This is a genomic window from Chloroflexota bacterium, from assembly GCA_014360805.1.
GTDB lineage: Bacteria > Chloroflexota > Anaerolineae > DTLA01 > DTLA01 > DTLA01.
In genome coordinates this window covers 1-21,902 of the sequence record JACIWU010000054.1, presented here as the reverse complement: position 1 = coordinate 21,902, position 21,902 = coordinate 1, and the positions used below count along the sequence as shown (strand labels likewise).

General features: G+C 67.2%; 21 protein-coding genes. 5 read left to right on the top strand and 16 right to left on the bottom strand.

Annotated features, from left to right (window positions below; translation table 11 throughout):
• Window positions 1-247 precede the first annotated feature (247 nt).
• The 6 genes from H5T65_09955 to trmD form a co-directional block, all read right to left on the bottom strand.
• On the bottom strand, window positions 248-1,297 hold the full coding sequence (locus tag H5T65_09955; GenBank protein ID MBC7259560.1) for a hypothetical protein: 1,050 nt from the start codon (window positions 1,295-1,297) through the stop codon (window positions 248-250).
• A complete protein-coding gene (gene miaA / locus H5T65_09950; protein MBC7259559.1) occupies window positions 1,294-2,235 on the bottom strand; it encodes a tRNA (adenosine(37)-N6)-dimethylallyltransferase MiaA in 942 nt (313 codons plus the stop codon). The genes H5T65_09955 and miaA overlap by 4 nt, the downstream gene beginning before the upstream one ends.
• On the bottom strand, window positions 2,219-2,584 hold the full coding sequence (locus H5T65_09945) for a YraN family protein (GenBank protein MBC7259558.1): 366 nt from the start codon (window positions 2,582-2,584) through the stop codon (window positions 2,219-2,221). Before H5T65_09945 ends, miaA begins: the two co-directional genes overlap by 17 nt.
• Window positions 2,581-3,252, bottom strand: a complete 672-nt coding sequence (locus tag H5T65_09940; GenBank protein ID MBC7259557.1) for a ribonuclease HII — start codon at window positions 3,250-3,252, stop codon at window positions 2,581-2,583. The genes H5T65_09945 and H5T65_09940 overlap by 4 nt, the downstream gene beginning before the upstream one ends.
• 27 nt (window positions 3,253-3,279) lie before the next feature.
• On the bottom strand, window positions 3,280-3,648 hold the full coding sequence (rplS, locus tag H5T65_09935) for a 50S ribosomal protein L19 (protein ID MBC7259556.1): 369 nt from the start codon (window positions 3,646-3,648) through the stop codon (window positions 3,280-3,282).
• Window positions 3,649-3,712: 64 nt separating this feature from the next.
• On the bottom strand, window positions 3,713-4,483 hold the full coding sequence (gene trmD / locus H5T65_09930; GenBank protein ID MBC7259555.1) for a tRNA (guanosine(37)-N1)-methyltransferase TrmD: 771 nt from the start codon (window positions 4,481-4,483) through the stop codon (window positions 3,713-3,715).
• Between the two features lie 119 nt (window positions 4,484-4,602).
• Here trmD and H5T65_09925 point away from each other — a divergent pair, with 119 nt between their 5' ends.
• The 3 genes from H5T65_09925 to H5T65_09915 all read left to right on the top strand — a co-directional run bounded on the left by H5T65_09925 (window position 4,603) and on the right by H5T65_09915 (window position 6,683).
• Window positions 4,603-5,013 (top strand): hypothetical protein, encoded by a 411-nt coding sequence (locus tag H5T65_09925; protein ID MBC7259554.1) that lies wholly within the window; start codon window positions 4,603-4,605, stop codon window positions 5,011-5,013.
• A 64-nt stretch (window positions 5,014-5,077) separates the two neighbouring features.
• Window positions 5,078-5,860 (top strand): thermonuclease family protein, encoded by a 783-nt coding sequence (locus H5T65_09920; protein MBC7259553.1) that lies wholly within the window; start codon window positions 5,078-5,080, stop codon window positions 5,858-5,860.
• 409 nt (window positions 5,861-6,269) lie between these two features.
• Entirely contained in the window at window positions 6,270-6,683 is a 414-nt protein-coding gene (locus H5T65_09915) for a hypothetical protein (protein MBC7259552.1), read from the top strand.
• Between the two features lie 86 nt (window positions 6,684-6,769).
• Here H5T65_09915 and H5T65_09910 read toward each other — a convergent pair whose 3' ends face one another.
• The 3 genes from H5T65_09910 to H5T65_09900 form a co-directional block, all read right to left on the bottom strand.
• Complete coding sequence (locus tag H5T65_09910; protein ID MBC7259551.1) at window positions 6,770-7,522, bottom strand: DUF364 domain-containing protein; 753 nt, start codon at window positions 7,520-7,522, stop codon at window positions 6,770-6,772.
• 285 nt (window positions 7,523-7,807) lie between these two features.
• The gene (locus H5T65_09905; protein ID MBC7259550.1) at window positions 7,808-9,703 is read right to left on the bottom strand and encodes a phosphoenolpyruvate carboxykinase (GTP); all 1,896 of its coding nucleotides are present in this window, start codon (window positions 9,701-9,703) and stop codon (window positions 7,808-7,810) included.
• A gap of 55 nt (window positions 9,704-9,758) precedes the next feature.
• Window positions 9,759-11,108 (bottom strand): MFS transporter, encoded by a 1,350-nt coding sequence (locus H5T65_09900; protein ID MBC7259549.1) that lies wholly within the window; start codon window positions 11,106-11,108, stop codon window positions 9,759-9,761.
• A gap of 432 nt (window positions 11,109-11,540) precedes the next feature.
• On the opposite strand from H5T65_09900, the gene H5T65_09895 reads away from it, so the two are divergent.
• Window positions 11,541-12,698, top strand: a complete 1,158-nt coding sequence (locus tag H5T65_09895; protein ID MBC7259548.1) for a M28 family peptidase — start codon at window positions 11,541-11,543, stop codon at window positions 12,696-12,698.
• A 9-nt stretch (window positions 12,699-12,707) separates the two neighbouring features.
• On the opposite strand, the gene H5T65_09890 is transcribed toward H5T65_09895, so the two are convergent.
• From H5T65_09890 to H5T65_09870, 5 genes are all read right to left on the bottom strand, one after another.
• Window positions 12,708-13,136, bottom strand: coding sequence for a methylglyoxal synthase (locus H5T65_09890; protein ID MBC7259547.1), 429 nt, complete (start codon window positions 13,134-13,136; stop codon window positions 12,708-12,710).
• 189 nt (window positions 13,137-13,325) lie between these two features.
• Window positions 13,326-14,558 carry an ABC transporter permease gene (locus H5T65_09885; GenBank protein ID MBC7259546.1) on the bottom strand — a complete coding sequence of 411 codons (1,233 nt, stop codon included), beginning with the start codon at window positions 14,556-14,558 and terminating at the stop codon, window positions 13,326-13,328.
• Entirely contained in the window at window positions 14,551-15,780 is a 1,230-nt protein-coding gene (locus H5T65_09880; protein MBC7259545.1) for an ABC transporter permease, read from the bottom strand. Before H5T65_09880 ends, H5T65_09885 begins: the two co-directional genes overlap by 8 nt.
• Entirely contained in the window at window positions 15,777-16,673 is an 897-nt protein-coding gene (locus tag H5T65_09875; GenBank protein MBC7259544.1) for an ATP-binding cassette domain-containing protein, read from the bottom strand. The genes H5T65_09880 and H5T65_09875 overlap by 4 nt, the downstream gene beginning before the upstream one ends.
• Before the next feature lie 257 nt (window positions 16,674-16,930).
• Window positions 16,931-18,361 carry a PAS domain-containing protein gene (locus H5T65_09870; protein ID MBC7259543.1) on the bottom strand — a complete coding sequence of 477 codons (1,431 nt, stop codon included), beginning with the start codon at window positions 18,359-18,361 and terminating at the stop codon, window positions 16,931-16,933.
• Window positions 18,362-18,792: 431 nt separating this feature from the next.
• Between H5T65_09870 and H5T65_09865 the strand changes: the two genes are divergently transcribed.
• Window positions 18,793-20,469 (top strand): DNRLRE domain-containing protein, encoded by a 1,677-nt coding sequence (locus H5T65_09865; GenBank protein MBC7259542.1) that lies wholly within the window; start codon window positions 18,793-18,795, stop codon window positions 20,467-20,469.
• An 82-nt stretch (window positions 20,470-20,551) separates the two neighbouring features.
• Here H5T65_09865 and H5T65_09860 read toward each other — a convergent pair whose 3' ends face one another.
• Together H5T65_09860 and H5T65_09855 are read right to left on the bottom strand one after the other, a co-directional pair.
• Window positions 20,552-20,761: a cold-shock protein gene (locus H5T65_09860; protein MBC7259541.1), complete on the bottom strand. Its 210-nt coding sequence runs from the start codon at window positions 20,759-20,761 to the stop codon at window positions 20,552-20,554.
• Between the two features lie 203 nt (window positions 20,762-20,964).
• Window positions 20,965-21,678, bottom strand: a complete 714-nt coding sequence (locus tag H5T65_09855; protein MBC7259540.1) for an alanyl-tRNA editing protein — start codon at window positions 21,676-21,678, stop codon at window positions 20,965-20,967.
• Window positions 21,679-21,902 lie beyond the last annotated feature (224 nt).

The following is a 21,902-nucleotide window of genomic DNA, read 5'->3' as shown; positions in this document are numbered from 1 at the left end:
CATCCGAATTCCTCGGGCAGGAATCCGTAGGACGCCAGCGCGCCCAGAAGGCCTACCAGGGCGATGCCCGCCTTGACCCAGTCCGCTACAGAACCCCACTCTTTGTCGTCCATGGCCTACCCCCCCTACCGGCGGCTAGGGATAGCCGCCCTACGACTACCCCCGTACCGGCGGCTAGGGATAGCCGCCCTACGACTACGACTCGCCGACCGCTGACGGCTGACCGCTATCGGCTAATGGCTAACGGCTATCGGCTATCGGCTATCGGCTCGCCGCGCGGCATCGCCAACGACAGCGCCGCAAGCGCCAGCCCCGCCAGCGCCGCCGCGCCGCCCACAAACAGCATCCAGCCCCCCATGGCCGAGAAGACGCCGTCAAACGCCGCCTGCACCATCGGCAACAGGTTCGCGGGCAACGCGCCGTTGGGTGAGGTGGCGACCCACGCCCACACCACGCCCCGCACCACGAACAGCAGGCCGAACGCCGTCAGCGCCAACCCGCCGCTCAGCACCAACGTCCACCCCCACCACTGCAACAGGGCGCGCGTGGGCGTCCATCGCAGCAGGCCGATGAGCAGGAACACGCCCACCAGCGCCGCGCTCAGCACGGTCAGGTAGTCCCGAGCCTGCCGCTGCGCCTGGCGAATCGCATTCAGCCCCGCGATCACCGACGCGCGGTCGGCCTCGTCGGCGAGCGCCAGGATGTCCACGCTGTCGGGCACGGACCGCATGGCCGCGGCCACGTGGGCGCGCAGGTTCAGGGTGTCGCTGCGCACGAACCCGTCCACGTCAAAGTTCGGCGGCAAGCACAGGGGAATCTCGCTGCCGTTCAGGAGCGCCACCAGCGCCTCGGCCACCTTCTCCATCGTGCACAGGGGCAGGCGGCGAAGTTTGTCGGCCAGGAGCGTCTCGGCGATGTCGGGCACCTTGTGCTTCAGTTCGGCCAGCGACAAGATGAGTTCGGGCTGCGGCTCGGCGCCTTTGAGGTAGTCAAACAGCACACCCAGCCACTGCTCCATCTGCGCGGTCAGCCACGGATCGCTGACGAGTTGCTTTGCAACCCAATCCGCATCGTCGGCGGTGAACAGCGACCCCAGCGCGGCGCCCTGCTCCATCACCTGCGCGGCGACCTGATCGCGCGCCAGTTCCGCCGCCGCGCCGACAAATTCGGGCCTTCGGATGATGGTAATGTACGTGTTCGGAGAGAACAGCGTCTGCAGCGCGCCCCACCCGATGGCGTCCAGGGCAAACCCCACCACGAACACCAGCGCCAGAACTCCCGCCAGGAATTTTCTCATAGGCCCTCCTTACCTTCCAGGAACGTCTGGATCAATGTGGCCGCGCGGGCCTCCGCATCCTCATCACTGCGCAGCCAGTGAATGCGGGGGTCGTCTGCGCGGAACCAGTTGGCCTGCTGGCGCACGAATCGGCGCGTGGCCCGCTTGATTTCGCGCACGGCCTCGTCCAGCGTGCACTCGCCGCGAAGGTACGCCCCGATTTGCCGATAGCCCACGCCTGTCATGGCGGGCGCGTCCCATGCGTAACCCTGCGCCGCCAGACGCCGCACCTCGTCCACCAGGCCCAATTCTAGCATGCGCTCCACCCGCGCGTCAATGCGCCTGTACAACTCGGGGCGGGGAAGCGTCAGCCCGATCCACAGCGAGCGAAACGCGGGCGGGCGCCTGGTCTGCTGCTGCGAGATGGGCTTGCCCGTCGCCAGGCACACCTCCAGCGCCCGAATCACGCGCCGCACGTTGCGGGGGTCAATGCGCGCCGCCGCTGCCGGATCCAGCGCCGCCAGCCGCGTTCGCAACGCTTCGGGGTTCGCCGCCGCCTCGGCCTCCAATTCGGCGCGGAGTTGGGGGTTCGGGGGCACGCGGGGGATGTCCAGCCCTTCGGCCACGGCGCGCACGTACAGCCCGCTACCCCCCACCAGAAAGGGAAGATGCTCGCGGGCGTGGATGTCGGCGATGGCCCGCAGCGCCGCCTCCTGGAACTCGGCGACGGTGTACCAGCGGTCGGGCGACACGATGTCCAGCAGGTGATGGGGCACGCGGGCGCGCTCTTCGGGCGTGGCCTTGGCCGTGCCGATGTCCATGCCGCGGTAAATCTGGCGCGAGTCGGCAGACACGATTTCGCCGCCAAAGCGTTCGGCCAGGCGGATGGACAGGGCCGTCTTGCCCACCGCCGTCGGCCCCACGATGAGGATCAGCGGCCGCTCACCCTTCCACCGCATTGGGGATCACCTCGCACCGCACCACGCGGCCCCGCTCGTCCAGCGCCACGGCCACCACGTCCAGCCGCCATGCGCCCGTGTAGCCGCGCTCGGCCACGTAGGTCTGGGCCACTTCTATCATCTTGCGCTGCTTGCGCGGCCCTACCGATTCCTCGGGCGTGCCCATGCGGTCGCCCCGCCGCGTGCGAACCTCCACGAAGGCCATGACCTCGCCGTCCATGGCGACGACGTCTATCTCGCCGGCGGCGCAGCGGTAGTTGCGCTCCACCACGCGATAGCCCAATTCCCGCAGGCGGCGGGTGGCCACCTCCTCGCCGAACGCCCCCAGTCGTTGCCTGGCGGTGCTCATCGCGGCCCGTCCTGCGCGGCGACCCCGCGCCCGTCCAGGCACGCCCGCACCGGCGCAAAGGTGCGGCGGTGGATGGGGCACGGCCCCAGCGCGCGAAGGGCCTCCAGGTGCTGCGCCGTGCCATACCCCTTGTGCCGCGCAAACCCATAGCCCGGATACAGGCCATCCAGTTCGGCCATCAGGCGGTCGCGGCGAACCTTCGCCACGATGGACGCTGCCGCCACAGAAAAACAAAGGGCATCGCCTCGGACGATGCTCTTCTGGTCTATCGTTTCCTGCGGCAGTTTCACCGCGTCAATCAGCAGGAAGTCCACCGCAATGCCCAGGTTGGCGATGGCGCGCCGCATGGCCAGCCGCGTCGCCGGAAGAATCCCCATGCGGTCAATCTCGGATGCCGACGCCAGCCCGAACCCCACGGCCACCGCCTCCTCCACAATGCGCTGCTCCAGCGCCCCGCGCTTGCGCGGCGGGAGCATCTTGGAGTCGCACACGCCGCCCAACGCGGCCAGCGCCTCCGCGCAGTCAAGGGGAAGCACCACGGCCGCCGCCGCCACAGGGCCGGCCCAGGTGCCGCGCCCCGCCTCGTCCACGCCCGCGATGGCGCGGTACCCCGCTTCCAGCAGGGCCTGCTCTTCCGACAGGGTTGGAACCAGGCGGCGCGGCGTCATGGGCGCGCGGGAGAATCAGTCGCCGGCCTACTCGGCGGTGGGAGTCTCAACTCGCCTCTCGCGGAGCCGCGCCGCCTTGCCGCCGCGCCCGCGCAGGAAGTACAGTTTGGCGCGCCGCACCTTGCCGTGGCGCAGCACTTCTACCTTCTCCACGCGAGGCGAATGGAAGGGGAAGGTGCGCTCCACGCCCACGCCATGCGCCCCGATTCGGCGCACCGTGAAACTCGCCGCCGGCCCGCCCCTCTTGATGCGGATCACCACGCCCTGCACCAATTGAATGCGCTCGCGGTCGCCCTCTACAATGCGGCTGTGAACGCGCACCGTGTCGCCAGGGGCCAACGGGGGTATATTCGGATTCGGCTCAAGCCGCTCTACGGATTTCGGCAGTTCGCTCATGCTATGCAACCTCCGGTCATAATGGCAAAGACGCATTATAGTCTCTTGTTGTCATTTCCGCAAATCACCCTTGCTCGTCTGTGTCCTTGCCCTGGCCCCAGCCCAGACGCCGCAGGAACTCCCGGTCTGCCGCCGTCAGGTTGGCCCGCTCCAGCAGGTCGGGCCGCCGCTCCAGCGTCCGCCGCAGCGACTGCTCCCGCCGCCATCGCACCACCTCCGCGTGATTCCCCGACAGGAGCGCGTCGGGAACCTTCAGCCCGCGGAACTCGGCCGGGCGCGTGTACTGCGGATACTCCAGCAGACCCTCGGCGTGCGAGTCCTCAAAGGTCGCGCCCGGGTCGCCCAGCACGCCGGGCAGGAGCCGCGTTACCGCCTCCACCACCACCATCGCCGGCAGTTCGCCCCCCGACAGCACGTAGTCGCCGATGGAAATCTCGTCGGTGGCCAGGAGTTCGCGCACGCGCTCGTCCACCCCCTCGTACCGCCCGCAGATGAGGACGATTCGCCGAAAGCGGGCCAACTCGCGGGCCACCGCGTGCGAGAACAGCCGCCCCTGAGGACTCATGAGCACCACAGCCACGTCCTGGCCCCTGCGCGCCATGTCCTCGCCCAGCACGGCCTCGGCGGCGTTCCAGATGGGTTCGGGCTTCATCACCATCCCGCCCCCGCCGCCGTAGGGCGCGTCGTCGGTCTGGCGGTGCTTGCCCGGCGCGTAGTCGCGGATGTTGTGCACGCGAACGGCGACAAGGCCAGCCTCCACCGCCCGCTTCACGATGCTCTCCTGGAGCGGCCCCTGAAACATGTTGGGGAACAGGGTCAGGATGTCAAACTCCAGACGCATATCGCCTCCGCTTTTCTCGCAATCCGCGCCCCTGTGCTATAATTCTTGCCGCAATCATACCCTGAAGACGCGGGAATGGCAAAGCCCGCGCCGCGTTCGGAGGGACCGACATCATGAGGAAAACCGCGCTGTTGCTGCTGGTCATCTGCGCCGCCCTTGCCGTCGCCTGCAAGAGTGGCGCGAACACCATCTACGGCACGGTGTCGGGCACGGTTACCTACGCCCGCTCGGCCGACAAGCCCCTGACCGACAGATCCAACATCGGCCGGCCCGCCACCGACGTGAAGGTGCGCATCCGCCTACTGGAGCAGCCGAAGTACTCGGGTGGACAGCCCGTCTTCATCCAGGGCGAGCCGCTGTTTGAACTTATCCCCGACGCCAACGGCAAGTACAGCGTGCAACTCGCCTACGGGCAGTACCTGCTGGAGGTCGTGCGCGGCGAGGACACCGTCCTGGCCAAGCGCATGCTCATCATCCGCGCCGGGCAATCGCTCACCGCCGACTTCAACGTCCCAGCCCCGTGAGCCCGCGGCGGCTTCGCGCCTGCCGAGTACAATGCTCCCCAAACTTCCCGAGAGGAAAACGGTTGTGAAGTCAGCACGCTCCCTGTTGTTCGCCATACTGCTCGTGGCCGCCGCCCTCACCGCGGCGTGCGAACCCACGCCGGTCGCCACGCCCGCGCCCACTTCGGCCACACCTGCACGCGCGCTCCCGTGCGCGGCCCCCGCCCTGCCGCCTGCCGGATCGGCCTGCACCCCCGCGCCGCGCGAGCAGTGGGCACAGGCCCCGGTGGTGAGCATTACCGACGGCGACACCATCCGCGTGCGCGTCGGCGGCCAAGTCCTCGCGGTGCGCTACATCGGCATAGACACGCCCGAGCGCAACCAGCGCGGGTACGAAGCCGCCGCCCAGGCCAACGCAAGCCTGGTGGCGGGCCAGGCCGTGTACCTGGAGCGCGACTGCCGCGAGGACGACGGCGAGCGCCTCCTGCGGTACATCTGGTTGGCCGACGGGCGCATGGTCAATGAGGAACTGGTGCGCATGGGCATGGCGCTGCCGGTGGCGTATCCGCCCGACACGCGCCACCGGCGGCGGCTTGAGGCAGCGGCGCGGGAAGCATGGGCCGCGCGGCGCGGCTTCTGGGCCGGCGATCCCGACGCCTTCCCCTACGCCATGGTCCTGGTGAACGCGCTGACTGTCTACACGGCGTCAGGCGACGAGCAACCCATCAAGGGCGCCCTGATGTGCGGCGACGCGCTTGCCGTGTACGGCCAGACCCCTGACGGCGCGTGGCTCCAGGTGCGCGGCCCCGACCGCACCGGCGGGTGGGTGCGCGCCGACGGGGTGGACCTGGCCGCACCCGCGCCGTAATCCGCCTCCCGCCGCGCCCCATCCCCTCGCCCCGCCTTGAGAGAAGAGGGCCAGGGTGAGGAGCGCGTTCGGATCGCGAAGGACGCGAAAAGGGCGCGTGTGCGTGTGCCCGCGCGGGGCTGAACCCCCGCGCTGACGGAGCGAAGCCCCCTTCGGGGCTGGGCCAGCGCTAGGCGGCATCCCCTCTCCCGCCGGGAGAGGGCTAGGGTGAGGGGGGCACGCGGGCCCTCGCCCCGCCCCCTCGCCCCAATGTGATGAAGGTCATATACCACGGATGTTTTCCGTCGTATGATAAGAACTAGACACCACGCCCGCGCCGCCAAGCACCAAAGGCCATCAGGCCGGACCAGGCCAAATCGTACATGACCTGCACCATGCGGTCGCCCTGGCAGGGGAAGGAGCACAGGCAATGACCAGGAGCAAGATTCTCATCGCCCTCGCGGTCCTCACGCTCGCCGTTGTGGTGGCAGCGTGCGACGTCAACGTCAGCGTGAGCACGGCGAACATCCGCAGCGCCAAGTTGTCGGCCAACGAGAGCGGCAGCCCCGAGACCACGGTGTTCAGCCCCGACGACACGACCGTGTACTGCATCGTCCAACTGGCAAACGCGCCGGACGACACGGTCGTCAAAACGGCGTGGACGGCCGTGGACGTGGAAGGCGTGGACCCCAACACCCTGATTGACGAGGCCTCGCTGACCACCGGCGACGGCACGCTGACGTTCAACCTGACCAACAACGGCCCATGGCCGGTGGGCAAATACAAGGTGGACGTGTACCTGAACGGCAAACTCAACCGCACGCTGGAGTATCAGGTGCGCTAGTCGGCCCAACAGGGCGCGAGCCACGGGCCTGCGACCGCCTCTGCAGCAGCGAACACGCCGCCCCACGACAGGGGGCTCGCCGCAGATCACAGTGCCGCGCCCGGCCTCGCCAGGGTAACGAGCCGCACGCCGAGCCGGTGTATCTGGCGGAAGCCCGCAGCCTGCGACACGCCCTTCACCACGGCGGCCACATCGTCTACCACCGCGCCGGATAGGTAGTGCACGCCATGCCGGAAGAGCACCGGCGACAGGGGCGTCGTGGGCCCCAAAACCAGGACCTGCGCATCCTGCCGCCGGAGGCGCATCAGGCTCTCAAACGTGCCGTTCAGCAGCGTCGTCCCTGTGAGCGCCAGGACATCGGCCTGGGGAATCACCTGCGCGGCAGCCGATGCCGGCAGGTCGCCACCGCGCGGCTGCAGTTCCAGCACCCAAAGTTCCCCGACGTTCTCGCGCAGGCGCTCTACGAACGGGAAGTGGCCCACAAGCGCCACTTTGCGGTTGCGGCCCAGATCCGAAAGGATCGCTTCGGCATTGAGTTCAACCGCCCCCTCCAGATACGGCGGCAACAGGGCGTTGATGGCGGCCAGCCCAATGCTGCTCCGGGGCGGGCAGCCAGCGAGGGCCATGGTTGCCAGTTCCCGGGCAGACATGTCCAGCAGATGACCGGCCTGCGGCACGGGCGGCTCGGCGTCGGTGTGTCCGCCGTACAGGGTGGACGCGAGGCCGCAACGCACAGCGCCCTCCACCTCGGCGACGACCGCCGTCCAGAAGCCCCCCACACGCACGTCCAGGATGCGCCCTTCTTGCACTTCGCGCAGCAAGTCTTGCAGGATTTGCACGAGCACGCTCCCTTCGGCAAGAGTGATCCCATCATAGGGCGCATCCCCGGCGCCGTCAAATGGGTATTTCCGCCCCGGATCCCGCCTTTTGTGGGACGTGCGGCGCGGCTGTCTCCTGGATCGCCGCAACGGCAGACTCGCCTGCTCTTCCAGCACATTTGAACGAAGCGAACTATCTTGCCGGGCGAGACCCTCCGTCACCCCGCACGGCTAGGCGCACCCCAAAAACAAACGTGCGACGCACCGCACACGGCGCGCCGCACGTTGTCCGAATCACACCAGAGGTTACGCGACGACGGGGAACTCGTCGGGCGGGATGATGTCGCCCTTCTTCGCGCGAGCCTCCTCCAGCCGCGCGATCTCGGCCTCGGCCACCTGGAACAGCACCGGCGGCGTGTTCGCCACCTTCGTGCGGTAAATCTCCATCACGCGGCGCGTCTTGGCCAGGAACTGCGGCACGCGCAGCGAGAACTGCTTCACGTAGTCCTCCTTCGTGTACTCCCGGCCATGCACCTCCTTGAACAGCCGCCGCAGATCCTCGTACTTCGGAATGTAGCCGACAGGCGTCTGGATGGCGCCCACGTCGCCGTGAACCCGCAACTCCATCCACTTCAGCCAGATGGCCTTGTCGGTCTTGTCGTTGAGCCACTTACCGGTCTCCATGTCGCGCAGGAAGTAGTTGACGCCGAAGATGGCCGGCGGATGGGTCAGCCCTTTGCCGAAGTTCAGGTTCATGCCCACGTACCGCCCGATGGGCACCGACAGGAAGTCCAGATTGGACATGGGGTTGAACTCGCGCACGCCTTCCTTGCCCAGCGTGGCGGCGGTCGTCTCGGATTCCAGAAACGCGCCCATGGTTACGATGCCGTGTTCCCAGTTGAATGCCTGGCGCACGGGCATCCACGTGTCCGAGTCGCGCCCGCCGTAGATGAACCCGGCCGGCTCCACGCCTTCGGGGTCGTGCAGGCGCGGACTGACGTTCTCCAGCAGGCTCAAGTCCAACGTGAAGCGGGCGTTCTTGTGCGAGGGCGGGATTTCCTTGCCCTTGGCGTCCTTCTTGCCCTTCCACCACTCGCCCGAATGGTTGTAGCCGCGCTCCGGCACGGGGCCATCCTTGCCGTTCCAGTACACTGAACCGTCCTCGCACAGGAGAACGTTGGAGAAGATGATCTCGCCGGGGTTGTGCAGCGCCTTCCAGACGATGACATCATCCACCGAGTTGATGCCCTCAATGATGCCGAACATCCCCTTCTCCACGTTGACGGCCCGGACGCGGCCATTCTTCTTGAACAGGTAGGCGATGTCGTCGCCCAGGATAGTCTCGCCGGGGATCATGGCGGTAGACGTTTTGCCGCACATGGACGGGAACGCGCCGGTGAAATACGTTACGCGACTGGCTGGCCCATGCACGCCCATGAGGAGCATGTGCTCGGTGAGCCAGCCCTCTTTTTCGGCGCGGAAGATAGCCAGGCGCATGGCCAGTTTCTTCAGGCCGATGGTGTTGCCCCCGTATTGCGTGTTGGTGGAATAAACGGTGGCATTCTCGTTGTCAATGTATATGCGCCGCAGATGCAGGTTCTTGGAGTTCTTGCGCTCGTCCAGTTCCCCCTCGGAGTGCACGAATCGGAAAAAGCGGGCCTTCTCGCCAAGCCGCCGCCAGTCCTCGTAGCCCGAGCGGTACAGCAGATGCTCGCTGTGGGCCACGTAGGGCGAGTCGGTGATCTGCACGGCGGGGATGGAGAATTCGGAGTTCGTCGGCCCCAGCGTGAAGAACATGACGTACATGGTGCGGCCCTTCATGATGTCCTTGAGGATGCTGTGAATCTCGGCCAGCCCCTCCTGTTTGTCCACGGCGCGGATGTCCGGCCCCAGGTCCACCCCAGGCGGCAGGAGAAACTTGGTGTGCTCCTTGTCGCGGCCCTGGTCGTCGTAGTGCTCGTAGTGCAGCGTGTGGCCGGGCACCTTCAGTGGCCGCTCCTCGCCGCTGCGGATGGCCTCCTGGCGGATGAAGGCTTTGTCCTCCTCCGCGTCGGTGCAGATGAACACGTCGGCCGGATTGCACGTCTCCACGTACTTCGCAACGAAGGCGTGAAGTTCCGGGTTGTGGATGGCGGCGAGCCGCCGATACGCCTCGGGGCTCAGTCGCGACTTGATGCGGTCCAACGGTTTGTTGTCTGCCATGATAACAATCCCCCCAATCGTATTATGTCTAGGTAATCGCGAGGCGGGCCACGCGCTATCCCGCGTTCCTATCCTCTGAATTGTACCCCTTTTCACGAACTCCGTCAAGGTGGGCCTGCGGCGATTCGTGGTGCGGCAGGTGCACGCGCCGGAAAAAGCCATCGGGCAGGTGCAAACCCAGGTGGTGCAGCCGCGCCGTGCGCCGGTAGGGCAGAGGACGGATGACTCCGGCGGTCAGGAAGCCGATGCCGACTGCGAACACCGCCGCCACCGCGAAAGGCGCGCGCAGCCCCCATGCGCTGGCCAGCGACGCGCCGAGCATGGGGCCTAGCGTATTGCCCGCGGAGTTGGCCGACGCGCTCAGGCCGTACACGGCGCCCTGCTGTTCGCGGCGCACCGTGCGGGCCAGTATGGCGTTGGCCGCCGGCACGACGCCGCCCACGAACAGCCCCATCGCCAGGCTCGCCACCAGGAACACGCCGAAACTCGGCGCCGCCGCCTGCGCCGCGTAGGACAGCGCCGCCCCCGCCGCGCAGACCAAGAGGACACGCGAATACCCGAACCGATCCGCCAGCCGCCCCATCAGCAACGCGGAGACCGCGCCCGCCAGCGCCGCCCCCGACAGCACCAGGCCGGTGGCCGCGTTGACGCCCGCAGTGTCCCGCCGCAGGAAGTCCACGAACAGCGGCAGGATGACGCGCGCGACCGAATCGGCTAGGTTGGCCGAGGCCATGACCAGAATCGCGCCCAGCACCGGCAACGAATGGGCCACCAGCCGCGCTCCGTCGGCGACGCCATTGGAATGAGACAGGCGCGCGGGTCGCCGAAACCGGTCGCGCACCAGGGCCAGCACCACGGCAGCCCCCATCGCGCTGAGCATCCCGCTGAACGCAAAAGCCCATCGGTATCCTGCCAGGTCGGCCACGGCGCCGCCCACCAGCGGCCCCACGGCCCCGCCCGCGCTGGACGCCATCTGAACCACGCCCAGCGCAAACCCCACGTTCTCCAGCGGGACAAACGCCGATGTGAGGGCGAAAAACGCAGGCGTGATGCCCGCCAGCGCCCCCTGCAAGACGCGCGCTACGAACAACTCCTGCACGCTACCCACAAACGCCATCGCCACGAAGGTCACTGCGATCCCCAAGGCCGCACGGATCGTGTTCCACTTGTGGCCCATCCGATCCGAAAGCGCGCCCCAAAACGGAAACAGCAAGAACGAAGCCGCCGACCCTCCCGCCGCCAGCAACCCCGACCACAACTCCACCTGATGCAGATCCGTTACGCCGAGTTCGCGGACGTAGAGCGGCAGGAATGGGATGGAAGCGTTCCATCCCACGATGCACAGAAACTGCGCCACCGCTGCGGCGGCCAGGTTGGATTTCCACTTCGTCCCTGTGTCTTGCATAGCCGTCCAGGCCGATTATACGCCACCGCGACGGTTTGGGCGAATTGCGCGCCCGCGCCGACTTGGTTCCAAAGTCTGTTGGTAACTGCCATTGTGAGGGCGCCGAGCGCCCGAAGCAATCCCTGTGGCCATGCCCACCTCACCCCGCCCTCGGCAGGGAACGAGGGGGTGAGATCCTTGCCCGCGCGGGGCTAAAGGCCCCGCGATGAGAGTGTGGAGCAAATTGGCAATTTGCTCCACGCAGGTGGTGATGAATCGCCGCATGGCCGCGCGGGGCTGAAGCCGCCGCTCCGAGGGCGGGCGCATGGCGTCGGGCGGGCGCACCTCACCCCCGCACCTTCGGCGGGGAACGAGGGGTGAGGTCCACCCCCAAGGTTGACATCACCGCCATCCCCGTTACAATTCGCCCATCACGCGAAGGAGGCAACCGCCATGAGCGCGATGGATCATGTCCGCTACCTTGCCGAAACCATCGGGCCGCGGGGTTCCACCACGCCGCAGGAGGCGCGGGCCGCCCAGTACGCCGCCGATGTCCTGCGCAGCCTGGGCCTGGAACCCACCGTGGAGCCGTTCACCAGCGCCAAGTCCGCCTGGTATCCGTATGTGCTGTTCTCCGCCCTCATGCTCCTGGGCGTCGCCCTGTTCGGGATCGCTGGCAAGTTTGGGGCCATCGCCGCGCTGGTGCTCGCGATCCTCGCCATCGGCTCCGTGCTGTTGGAATTGGCGTTCCGCCCCAATCCGTTCCGCGCCATGCTGCCCAAGGGCCGCAGCCAGAACGTTTGGGCTCGCATCCGGCCCACGGGCGAGGTGAAGAACCGCGTCGTCCTGCTGGGCCACCTGGACACCCACCGCACGCCCCTTGTCTTCTCCACCGACGCCTGGCTGCGCCTGTTCAAGGCCCTGGTGCCGCTCGGCCTGGTCGCCAGCGTCATCCTCACCATCCTGTTCGCCATCGGCATCGCCTCGCAGGCGCCGGCCTGGCGGGTAGCCTCGCTCCCGCTGGCGCTGATCCTGCTCGGCATCCTGGCGCTGACCGTCCAGGCCGACCTGACGCCGTTCACCGCCGGCGCCAACGACAACGCCAGCGCCGTGGGCATCGTGCTGGATACCGTAGAGCGGCTCAAGGCGCAGCCACTGGCCCACACCGAGGTATGGGCTGTGCTCAGCGGGTGCGAGGAAGTGGGGTGCTACGGTGCCGACGCCTTCGTGCGGGCGCACAAGGCCGAACTCGGCCGCGCGGTCTGGATCGCGCTGGACGGCGTGGGCAGCCGAGGCCGCCCGGTATACATCACCCGTGAGACGTTCCTTCTTCCTGCCGCCAGCGACCCCGACCTGGTGGCCCTGGCGGGGAAAATCGCCGCTGCGCACCCTGAATTCGGCGCCGAAGGCGACACCTTCGCCGGCGCGTACACCGAGGGCGCCATCGGCGTCCTGCACGGGTTCCGCGTGCTCACGCTGACATCGGCCCCGCGCGGCTGGATTCTCACCGAGTGGCACCGCCCCACGGACACGGTGGAGAACCTGGGCGCGGATACGCTGGCCCGCAGCGAAGCCTTCCTGTGGGCGCTCCTGCGGGCGCTGGACGCATAAGCGCGACGACTAGCGCCGGAGCCGCGCCGCGTAGTCTTCCACGCCCCGCTCGTACTCGCCCGACATCAGCGGCGACGAGAGCAGAAAATCCGCCGTGGCGCGGTTGCAGGCCACCGGTATATTCTGCAGCACCGCGATGCGCAGCAGCGCCTTAATGTCGGGATCGTGCAGTTGGGCCTCCAGCGGATCCCAAAAGAAGATGAGGATGTCTATCTCGCCCTCCACGATCTTGGCGCCGATCTGCACGTCGCCGCCCAGCGGGCCGCTCTTGAAGGCCACAACATCCAGCCCGGTCTCGCGCGCAATCAGGTTGCCGGTGGTGCCTGTGGCGAAGAGGCGATGCTGTGCCAGAGTGTGCCGATTGTACCGCACCCACTCCAGCAAGTCCTGCTTGCGATTGTCGTGAGCGATAAGGGCGATGCGCTTGACCGCGCCCATGGATACGCGCAGGTACGACTGACCCATATTCCATCCTCTCTCACAGCCGTAGGTCGGGTTTCCAGACCTGACCCCTCACTCCGGCCCTACTCGCCGCCCAGCCGTAGGTCGGGTTTCCATACCCGACCCCTCACCCTAGCCCTCTCCCCGCAAGCGAGGCGAGGGGACTGGCGGCCAGGGATAGCCGCCCTACTCGCGGCCCAGCAGCGCGCCCCAAAACCGCTTCGCGCTGAACGCCTGGCCCGATAGCAGCGTCTGCGCGCGGAACATCCGAGATACGGCCCTCACCACGAAGACCACCGTCGCCGCAAGGAGCGCCGCCGCCAGCACCGGCTGCCAAACCGGCACGCTCGCAGCAGAAAGCCGCGTCATCATCGCCACCGGCGCTGTGAACGGGAAGAACCCCATGGCCAACGCCAACGCCCCATCCGGCTCCTGGACGAGCGCGCTGATGAAGAACAGGGGCAGCAGCAGGGGCCAGATGACCGAAATCGTCGCCTGGGACGCCTCGCGCAGGTTGGGCACCAGCGCCCCCAGCGCCGCCATCAGGCTGGCGTACAGGGCGTACCCCAGCAGGAAGAACACCACGGCCCACACGACGAGCGCGGGAGTCGGCTGGAGCGCCACCGGTATGCGGAGCGTCTCCCCGCCGATGCGCAGCAGCGTGTAGCCCGTGAGCACCCAGACAAGCGTCTGGAGCAGGCCCGCCAGCCCCAGCCCCGCGATCTTGCCCACCAGCATCTCGCGCGGCGAAACCGACGCCATCAGAATCTCAATCACGCGGTTCTGCTTCTCCTTGCTGACGCTATTGAGGAGCAGGCTGGCCGACATGATGATCACGAAGTAGAAGATAAGCGTAACCGTGTACGGAATCCAGAACGCCGCGTCGCTTTCCGTCTCCGCTAGGGGCGTCGGAGAAAGCGCCGTCGTGTTCACTTCCATGGGGTTACGCACGCGGGCCGCCCGCTGCGCATCGCCGCCCAGCAGGTTCACCAGCAGCGCCCAGCGCATGATCCACGTCTGCCCGCCCGAAGTCAGGGGCCGCGCGTCGGGGTCAATCAGGTACAGGCGGCCCGTTTCCAGATAGTCCGCGGGGATGCGGTAGTAGGCGCGAATCTGGCCGGTCTCCAGAGCCTGGCGCGCGCTGGCCTCATCGGGGAACAGGGTCAGCGCGCCGGGCGGCGTGTCGGCGGGAATTGTGCGCACAATATGCGCCTCATCCACAATGCCCTCCGGCCGCAGCGTGAAGGCGCCCATCCCTCCCGCGGCCTCGCCTGCGCCCGCGCCGCTGCGCCCCAAGGCCCCCGCCGCGAAAAAGATGAGAAACCCGATCAGCGGCAGGCCGAACGCCGTGAAGAGAAAGGATTTGCGAGTAACCGTCGTGATGAACTCGTTGCGCAGCACAAGGATACTCTTACGCATGGTTGCCTCCCGCGAGGGGCTTCGCCCGCGCGAACAGTTCAGCCAGCTCCACACGCTGGCCGTAGCGCAGCATCCCCAGCCGGAACGCCCGCCCCGCCAGCCACACCGCCCCCCACGCGCACGCGGCCAGCAGCACAGCGGCCACGCCCGCCTGCCACATGGGCACGATGCCGAACGTAACGCGCATCGCCAGCGACACGGGCGACGTAAGCGGGAACAGCGACAGCGCCACCGCCATGGGGCTGTTGGGGGACTGGATGAACGTCATCATCATCCAAAACGGAACGATGTTCGGGATTATGAACAAGCCAGCGACCTGTTGCGCCTCTTGCGGTTCGGCCACGGTGGCCCCCAGCGCGGTCATCAGCGCGCTGTACATGACGAACGCCGGCGCGAACACCATCACCAGCATCAGGACAGCGCCCGAATCCACGCGCACGTTCTGGAAGAAGGCCGACTGGAACAGCCGCTCGGCCACCGCAGCAGCCGCCGCCGCAAAAACCAGCCACGCGATGGCCTGCGTCAGGATCACGCCCACAAGTCCGACGACCTTGCCGCCGATGACCTGCCCCGCCGACGCCGACGTGATGACTATCTCCATCGTGCGGTTCTCCTTCTCCTCGGAGATGACCTGTACCAGGTAGCCCCCGCTGAACCCGAGGAGCATCATGAAGGCCGTGCCCGCCAGGATGGGGAGCAAGTCCCCCAGCGTCGGCTCGGCGGCAAATTGGCGCTTCCCATCCGGCGTCTGGACGATGATGTCGTCATCGCTCATGGCCGCCGCCCGCCGGGCCACCGCCGGCGGCTGATCCGCCAGCCAGTTGGCCCGCATGAATGCCCAGAACTGACTGGTGGCGTTGCTCTTGGGCGGCTTCACGTACACCAGTTGCACTTTGTTGGTCTGGACGTAGTCAGCGGGGAGCACGTAGTAGCACTGAATCTCGCCCGCCTCCAGCGCCCGCTGCGCCTCGGCCTCGCCCGCAAACGCCCGAATCTCCACCGGCCTGCTCGTCTGGGGCGGCGGCACCGGATTGGCCAGCATCCCCGAATGGTCCACGTAGCCCACCGGCCGATAGTCCCGCTCCATGCGCACCGCCAGCGCGCTGACGCCCACCATAAGGGCCAGAAGCGCAGGCACGCTCAAGAGCGCCCAGATGAACCGCTTGCGCACGACATGCCGCCTGTACTCGTGGGCGGCGATTCGCCACAGTTTGGACATCATTCGCCTCCCTTGCCCACGACGCGGATGAAGATCTCGTCCAGCGAGGGCACCGCAATCTCAAACTTCTCCAGCACCACGCCCGCGTCCAGCAGGGCCTTCAGCACATCCTGGGGCGTAACGTCGTCGGCCAGGTTCAGCCGCACCTCGTTGTTGTGGCGCGACGACGAGACGACACCCGGCACGTCGGGCAGATCGTTCACGGCCCGCACGACCACCGCGTGCCCCGAATGCTGCCGCCGCACGTCGTCCAGGCCGCCGTACAGGACAGCGCGCCCCTTGTTGATGAGCAGGATGCGGTCGCAAAGTTCCTCCACCTGGTGCATCTGGTGCGTGGACATGATGATGGCCGCGCCTCGGTCGCGCAACTCCCGCATCAGGTCTTTGACCATCTGCGTGTTGACCGGATCCAGCGCCGCGAACGGCTCGTCCACGATCAGCAGTTCCGGCTCGTGCATGATCGCAGCGATGATCTGAGCCTTCTGCTGCATCCCCTTGCTGAGTTCCTTCACCTTCCGCGTTCGGTAGGCCGCCAGATCAAACCGCTCCAGCCACTCGCCCACCCGACGCTGCGCATCCGCGGTGGGCAACCCCTTGAGCGTGCCCAGGAACGTCAGGCACCGCTCCAGGGCGATATCCTGGTACAATCCGCGCTCCTCGGGCATGTAGCCGATGCGGTTCTTCTTCTCCTCGGTCATCGGCCCGCCGAGCACGGCGACCTGGCCGGCGTCGGGCTTGAAGATGTCCAGCATGATGCGAATCGTAGTCGTTTTGCCCGCGCCGTTCGGGCCTAGGAGCCCGAAAATCTCGCCGCGTTCCGCGTGAAACGACACGTCGTCCACAGCCTGGGTCTTGCCGAAGGATTTTGAGATGTGAGAGACCTCAACCGGATGCATGTACGCTCCTCCTCACCGCAATTCCTGCGCCGGCCGCCTGACACTGTTCCTGGACTGTCGCCGACAGTTGCCCTCAAGCCGTGATCGCGAGCACCCGAAGGGCGCGAAGCCATCGCCCGCACCGCACTTCGGAGATCGCGTCGGGCGGTTCCCGTCGCATTGTAGCCACAGACGCCTCCAAACGGGCGCACCATTATAAAATACTCGCCAACGCCATACGCGGGTTCAAAGCATCGCGGCACCGGCGTGCAAGCGCGTTACGGAATCCGATAGATGCGCCGCCCATCCTCTTCGGATACGACCAGCCGCCCGTCATCCACCATGTGCTGAAGGCAATCCACTGCATAGTCATACGGGAGCCCCAGGGCAGCGGCGATGTCCGTAGCGTCGGATCCGCCAGATTGCTTCAGAACGGACACCATCCTTTCCGCGCATTCGTCCAGCGGGGGAAACAAGTTCGGGTAAAGTTTGCGCATGCAGTCGGGGCAGATGCCGTGGCTGAAATCCACCTCCGAGTGCTCGCTGACGTAGTCTTCCACCTGCCGCCAGTAGCCCCTATCGTCGCGGATCTTCTTGCAATTGGCGCAGATGGGAATCAAGCCCCGCAAGGTTTTCACCTGGGCCAGGGCATCCTGTAGGCTGCGGATGAGTTGCTCGCGCTCCTGCTCGGCACGCTTGCTCTCGGTGATGTCGCGCAGGATGGCCAGGTGGCCCCGCGAGCGCCCGTGGCGGTCGGCCAGTGGGATGACGCGCACGTCCAGGTGGCGGGGGTCAGGCTCCGCCAGGAAGACCTCGGCGCGGGAGACGGCGGCCCTGTCGCAGGACTCCAACAGTTCGGGCACGTGCGCCAGCGCATCCCGCAGGCGCTTGCCAATAGGTGGGGTGCCCAGCGCCAGCATTCGCCGGGCGGCGGGATTGATCTCCACCAGTCGCCCGTTGTCATCCCACGCCAGGATGCCGTCGGTCATGCGCGCCAAGACCACGCTGCGCGCCACGGGCACGATGCTGAGAAACTGATACTGCAGGATGGCAAAGGCGAACGCGACGCCGCTGAAGGTGAACAGCACGGGCGACAGATCCACATTGGGCCACGGGATAGGCAGCATGACGCTAGCGATGCTCGCCGCCAGGGGCACGGCGACGCCGGCGAACACGAGCCACGCCTGCTTGCGGTACAGCGGCGGCGCACGGCGGTACGTCAGCACAAGCACAACCAGCGCGAACACGATGAGGGTGTACGAGTAGATGGCGTTCGTCCAGAACCAGGGGCCGCCTTCCAGAATCGCGCCAGCGCCCGGGTTGCGCCTCCCCCCGAAGAACAGCCCGTGCCACGGGTCGGTCCACAGCAAGACCAGCGTCAGCACCGCCTCGGTGATGAGCAGGGCCAGCACGGGGCGGGTCAGCCAGTCGTCGCGGTCGGTAAACTGGAGCACAAACGCCAGGAACGCGGCCGGCACCGTAACGACGCCGACGTAGGTAAGGTCCAGCCAGAAGAACGGCGAGGGGCGGTAAAACCCCGACCAGTGGATCGCGTAGGTCCCGCTCCAGAACGCGGTGGCGGACAGCAAGATGATGAGCGGCCACCCGCCTGGGGCGTTGCGACGCCGCCAGGTAACGGCCACAACCCCGGCCGACATGAGGGCGGCGATGAAAAGCAGCGCGCTGTACAGCGTATTCACCTGGGACATACAGCCTCCAGCCTGGAACGGGCAGGGCGTGACTGTGCCTCACGGCGACTATACCATGAGACCCTGGCGCGGTCAAAACGCGGCGGGGCGACGTTCCCTCTCCCGCCGGGAGAGGGCCAGGGTGAGGGGCGTTTGGACCGCCAAGGACGCAAAAGGACGCAAGAGGCGCGAAAACCGCGTGCGCGTGTGCTCGCGCGGGGCTGAACCCCCGCGCTACGGGGGCAAAGCCCCTTCGGGGCTATTACATTCGTGCCGATTCGTGTTATTCGTGGATGAAGCCAACCCGCCCCTTCGCACCTCACCCCCGGCCTTCGGCTTCCCCCTTTCCGCGCGGCGGAGAGGGGGAATGAGGGGGTGAGGTCGGCATGCCCCCGCTCCCAACTGCCGTGGGCCGAATTACGCATCCCCGCGCTTGTATGTTATAATCGGCCATGCGCACAAAACACTCCTGCTACCTCATCGCGGCTCTAGCGGCGGCCATCGTCGGCCTGCTGGCCTACGCCGCCGTCTCGCAGGCCAGGCCCCCGCTGGCCCTGTCCGATCCGCCCGCCCAGGCCACGCTGGAACTGGAGCCCACCGCCGACGCCTGGATCGCCTCCCTGTTCGCTTACGACAACTTTGGCGATTCCATAATCCTGCCAGCCGGGCGCGACGGCCAATGGGGCACAAGGCGCTCGCTCCTCTGGTTTGACCTGTCGGGACTCCCGCCGGACACCCTCCCGCTCACGGCGACCCTGGACCTGGGCCTGTGGTGGGGCGAGGGCGACCCGTGGGTCATGGCCGCGCAGCCCCTTGCGGGGCCTTGGGACGAATACGGCGTTACGTGGAGCAACCAGCCTGCCATGTCCGCGCCGGTCATCACGGCCACCGTGCCCATCACCGGCGACGCCTATTCGCTGGACGTGCTCCCCCTCGTGTACGAGTGGGCGCGGGGCCGCATGCCCAACTACGGCCTCGTGCTGCGCGCCGAATCCGAATGGCGGCAGGGCCAGCGCGTCTTCTTCAGCAAAGAGGCCCTTACCCATCCCGCGCCGCGCCTTCGCGTCGCCTACGTCATCGCCACAAGCACGCCGACGCCGACGAACACGCCCACGGCCACGCCCACGCCGACCCGCACGCCCACCCACACGCCCACCCACACGCCCACGCGCACCCCGACGCCCACCTACACCGCGACGCCCACGCGCACGCCCACGCCGACGGCCACGCCCACCCTCACGCCCACACCCACGCCCACGCGCACCCCGACGCCCACCCACACGCCGCGGACGGTCAGCACCACCCTGCCCCTGACAGCCGACTCGTGGATTGACTCCTGGAATCAGAGCGCCAACCACGGCGCGGACGGCTCCATCTCCCTCCGCAACGGCGGGGTGAAAAAGGGCCTGGTGCGCGCGGAACTGCCCGCCGAGGCCATGGGACAATCCATCTACTCCGCCCGTCTGAAACTGTACTTCACGTATCGCTCCAACACGGGCGTCGGCACGCTCAAGGCCTACCGGCTGAAGCGCGCATGGGAAGAGACGACGGTTACGTGGCTCATTCCCTGGGAACAGCCAGGCGCCAGCGACCCATCGGACGTGGACGGGACGGTTGTGGGATCGGCGCCGCTCAACGCCATCAACGTGTGGGTAACGCTAGAAGTGAAGGACGCGGTGCAGGCGTGGGCCAACGGCGCTGAAAACGACGGCCTCCTACTCATCTTTGACAGCACCAGCAGCACGGAGTACCGCTTCGCGTCCAGGGAGTACGCGCCCCAAGCGCCGCGCCTGGAACTCGTGTACGGTGTCGCCGAGCCGACACCCACGGCCACGCCCACGCCCGCCGATTCGCCGACGCCCACGGCAACCCCGACGCTCACGGCGACCGACACGCCCACCGCCACAGCGACAGCAAGCCCAACGCCCACCCACACGCCGACGGCCACGCCCACCGCGACGCCGACGCCGACGTTCACCCCGACGCCCACCCACACGCCGACCGCGTCGCCTGCCGCCACCGCCACGCCGACGGCTACGGCACCCCGCGTTTCCGCGCGCGTGCGGCTGCCCGTCATCGCCAAGGACTGGTGGGTGATCTACGGCCTGTGGTCTAGGATACCGCAGTAGGCGCGGGGTCGGTGCGCGAGGCAAAAGAAAACCGCGCCCGATGGTTGGGGCGCGGTTTGGGGTGCAGGTGTTTCGGCGCTTCCTACAGAGGAACGACGTTGATCGCCTGGGGGCCTTTGGCTCCCTGCTCCACGGTGAACTCTACCTGCTGGTTCTCCTCCAGGGTGCGGAAGCCCTCGGTCTGGATGGCCGAATAGTGCACGAACACGTCGCCACCCTTCTCGCGGGTAATGAACCCGTAGCCCTTGGTCGCGTTGAACCACTTGACAGTTCCCCTCTCTCGCTCGCTCATTTGTAGCACTCCTTGTGGTGATTTTATAGGAGAGTGTGGATCAGAAGCGCCGCAATAAACGCGGCCGGGGAGCAGTGGAACGCCCCTCGGCCAGTGCCTTGCAAGCCGTTCTTACACTTACTCAACCTACGGGCTTTTTCTAGCACCGAATTCGGCTTTTGTCAAATCGCGCTCGGCGGCGACAAGAACCCCCGTATGCCGCCTCAATCCTCCACCTCTATCATGATGCGCTTGTTGATGCGCCCCTTGCTGTGATAGTCCACGACGCGGATGCGGCCCACCTCGCGCGTGTTGGCGAGATGCGTGCCTCCGTCGGCCTGCGTGTCCAACCTCTCAATCTCCACCACGCGGACAACGGCAATGTCGGCGGGCAGAAGATTGACCTTCGTGCGGATGAGATCGGGATGGCGGTCGGCCTCCGCTCGGGGCAGAAAGTGGACGCGCACGGGCCGCGCGGCCTGCACCTCCATGTTCACGCGCTCCTCAATCTCCCGCACCAGTTCCGCGCGCATGGTCTCAAACTCAAAGTCCATGCGACCCTTCAGCGGCTCCATGTTGCCGCCGGTAACCTTCGCGCCGTAGTCGCGCCACACCACACCGCACAGGATGTGCAGCGCCGTGTGCGTGCGCATGAGGGCATAGCGCCGCGGCCAGTCTATCTCGCCGCGCACGCGCGCGCCGACGGCAGGCGGCTCCCCTGTCAGTTCATGCCACACGAGCGGGCCTTCGCGCCGCACCTTGACCACCGGCCAGGTGCGTGTGCCGTCCGACAGCGTGCCGATGTCGCACGGCTGGCCGCCCCCGCCCGCGTAGAAGGCCGTCGCGTCCAGCGCCACCTCCGCGCCGTTCGCCGCCACAATCGTGGCCTCAAACGTCTTCAGATACGAATCGGTCTGGAACAGAAGTTGAGTCTCCATGTTGGCCTCCGCAAGATCGCATTGGGCCGCCCGTGCGCAGCCTCCGGCCCATACTACCGCAAACGGCCACCCTTGGCAAGAGGAGCCGTGGCGTGCGGAGAGAACATGTAGGGCGGCTATCCCTAGCCGCCGCCGGGTTGGGGCGGCAGAGTCCCCTCGCCCCGCCTCGCGGGGAGAGGGCTTGGGTGAGGGGTGCTATCCCCTCGCCCCGCCCCGCGGCGGGT

What these genes read in the sequence shown, in the direction of transcription:
- H5T65_09955 (MBC7259560.1), bottom strand. Translation starts at nt 1,297, where the DNA reads ATGAGAAAATTCCTGGCGGGAGTTCTGGCGCTGGTGTTCGTGGTGGGG.
- miaA (MBC7259559.1), bottom strand. Translation starts at nt 2,235, where the DNA reads ATGCGGTGGAAGGGTGAGCGGCCGCTGATCCTCATCGTGGGGCCGACG.
- H5T65_09945 (MBC7259558.1), bottom strand. Translation starts at nt 2,584, where the DNA reads ATGAGCACCGCCAGGCAACGACTGGGGGCGTTCGGCGAGGAGGTGGCC.
- H5T65_09940 (MBC7259557.1), bottom strand. Translation starts at nt 3,252, where the DNA reads ATGACGCCGCGCCGCCTGGTTCCAACCCTGTCGGAAGAGCAGGCCCTG.
- rplS (MBC7259556.1), bottom strand. Translation starts at nt 3,648, where the DNA reads ATGAGCGAACTGCCGAAATCCGTAGAGCGGCTTGAGCCGAATCCGAAT.
- H5T65_09925 (MBC7259554.1), top strand. Translation starts at nt 4,603, where the DNA reads ATGAGGAAAACCGCGCTGTTGCTGCTGGTCATCTGCGCCGCCCTTGCC.
- H5T65_09915 (MBC7259552.1), top strand. Translation starts at nt 6,270, where the DNA reads ATGACCAGGAGCAAGATTCTCATCGCCCTCGCGGTCCTCACGCTCGCC.
- H5T65_09905 (MBC7259550.1), bottom strand. Translation starts at nt 9,703, where the DNA reads ATGGCAGACAACAAACCGTTGGACCGCATCAAGTCGCGACTGAGCCCC.
- H5T65_09900 (MBC7259549.1), bottom strand. Translation starts at nt 11,108, where the DNA reads ATGCAAGACACAGGGACGAAGTGGAAATCCAACCTGGCCGCCGCAGCG.
- H5T65_09895 (MBC7259548.1), top strand. Translation starts at nt 11,541, where the DNA reads ATGAGCGCGATGGATCATGTCCGCTACCTTGCCGAAACCATCGGGCCG.
- H5T65_09890 (MBC7259547.1), bottom strand. Translation starts at nt 13,136, where the DNA reads ATGGGCGCGGTCAAGCGCATCGCCCTTATCGCTCACGACAATCGCAAG.
- H5T65_09885 (MBC7259546.1), bottom strand. Translation starts at nt 14,558, where the DNA reads ATGCGTAAGAGTATCCTTGTGCTGCGCAACGAGTTCATCACGACGGTT.
- H5T65_09880 (MBC7259545.1), bottom strand. Translation starts at nt 15,780, where the DNA reads ATGATGTCCAAACTGTGGCGAATCGCCGCCCACGAGTACAGGCGGCAT.
- H5T65_09875 (MBC7259544.1), bottom strand. Translation starts at nt 16,673, where the DNA reads ATGCATCCGGTTGAGGTCTCTCACATCTCAAAATCCTTCGGCAAGACC.
- H5T65_09870 (MBC7259543.1), bottom strand. Translation starts at nt 18,361, where the DNA reads ATGTCCCAGGTGAATACGCTGTACAGCGCGCTGCTTTTCATCGCCGCC.
- H5T65_09865 (MBC7259542.1), top strand. Translation starts at nt 18,793, where the DNA reads ATGCGCACAAAACACTCCTGCTACCTCATCGCGGCTCTAGCGGCGGCC.
- H5T65_09860 (MBC7259541.1), bottom strand. Translation starts at nt 20,761, where the DNA reads ATGAGCGAGCGAGAGAGGGGAACTGTCAAGTGGTTCAACGCGACCAAG.
- H5T65_09855 (MBC7259540.1), bottom strand. Translation starts at nt 21,678, where the DNA reads ATGGAGACTCAACTTCTGTTCCAGACCGATTCGTATCTGAAGACGTTT.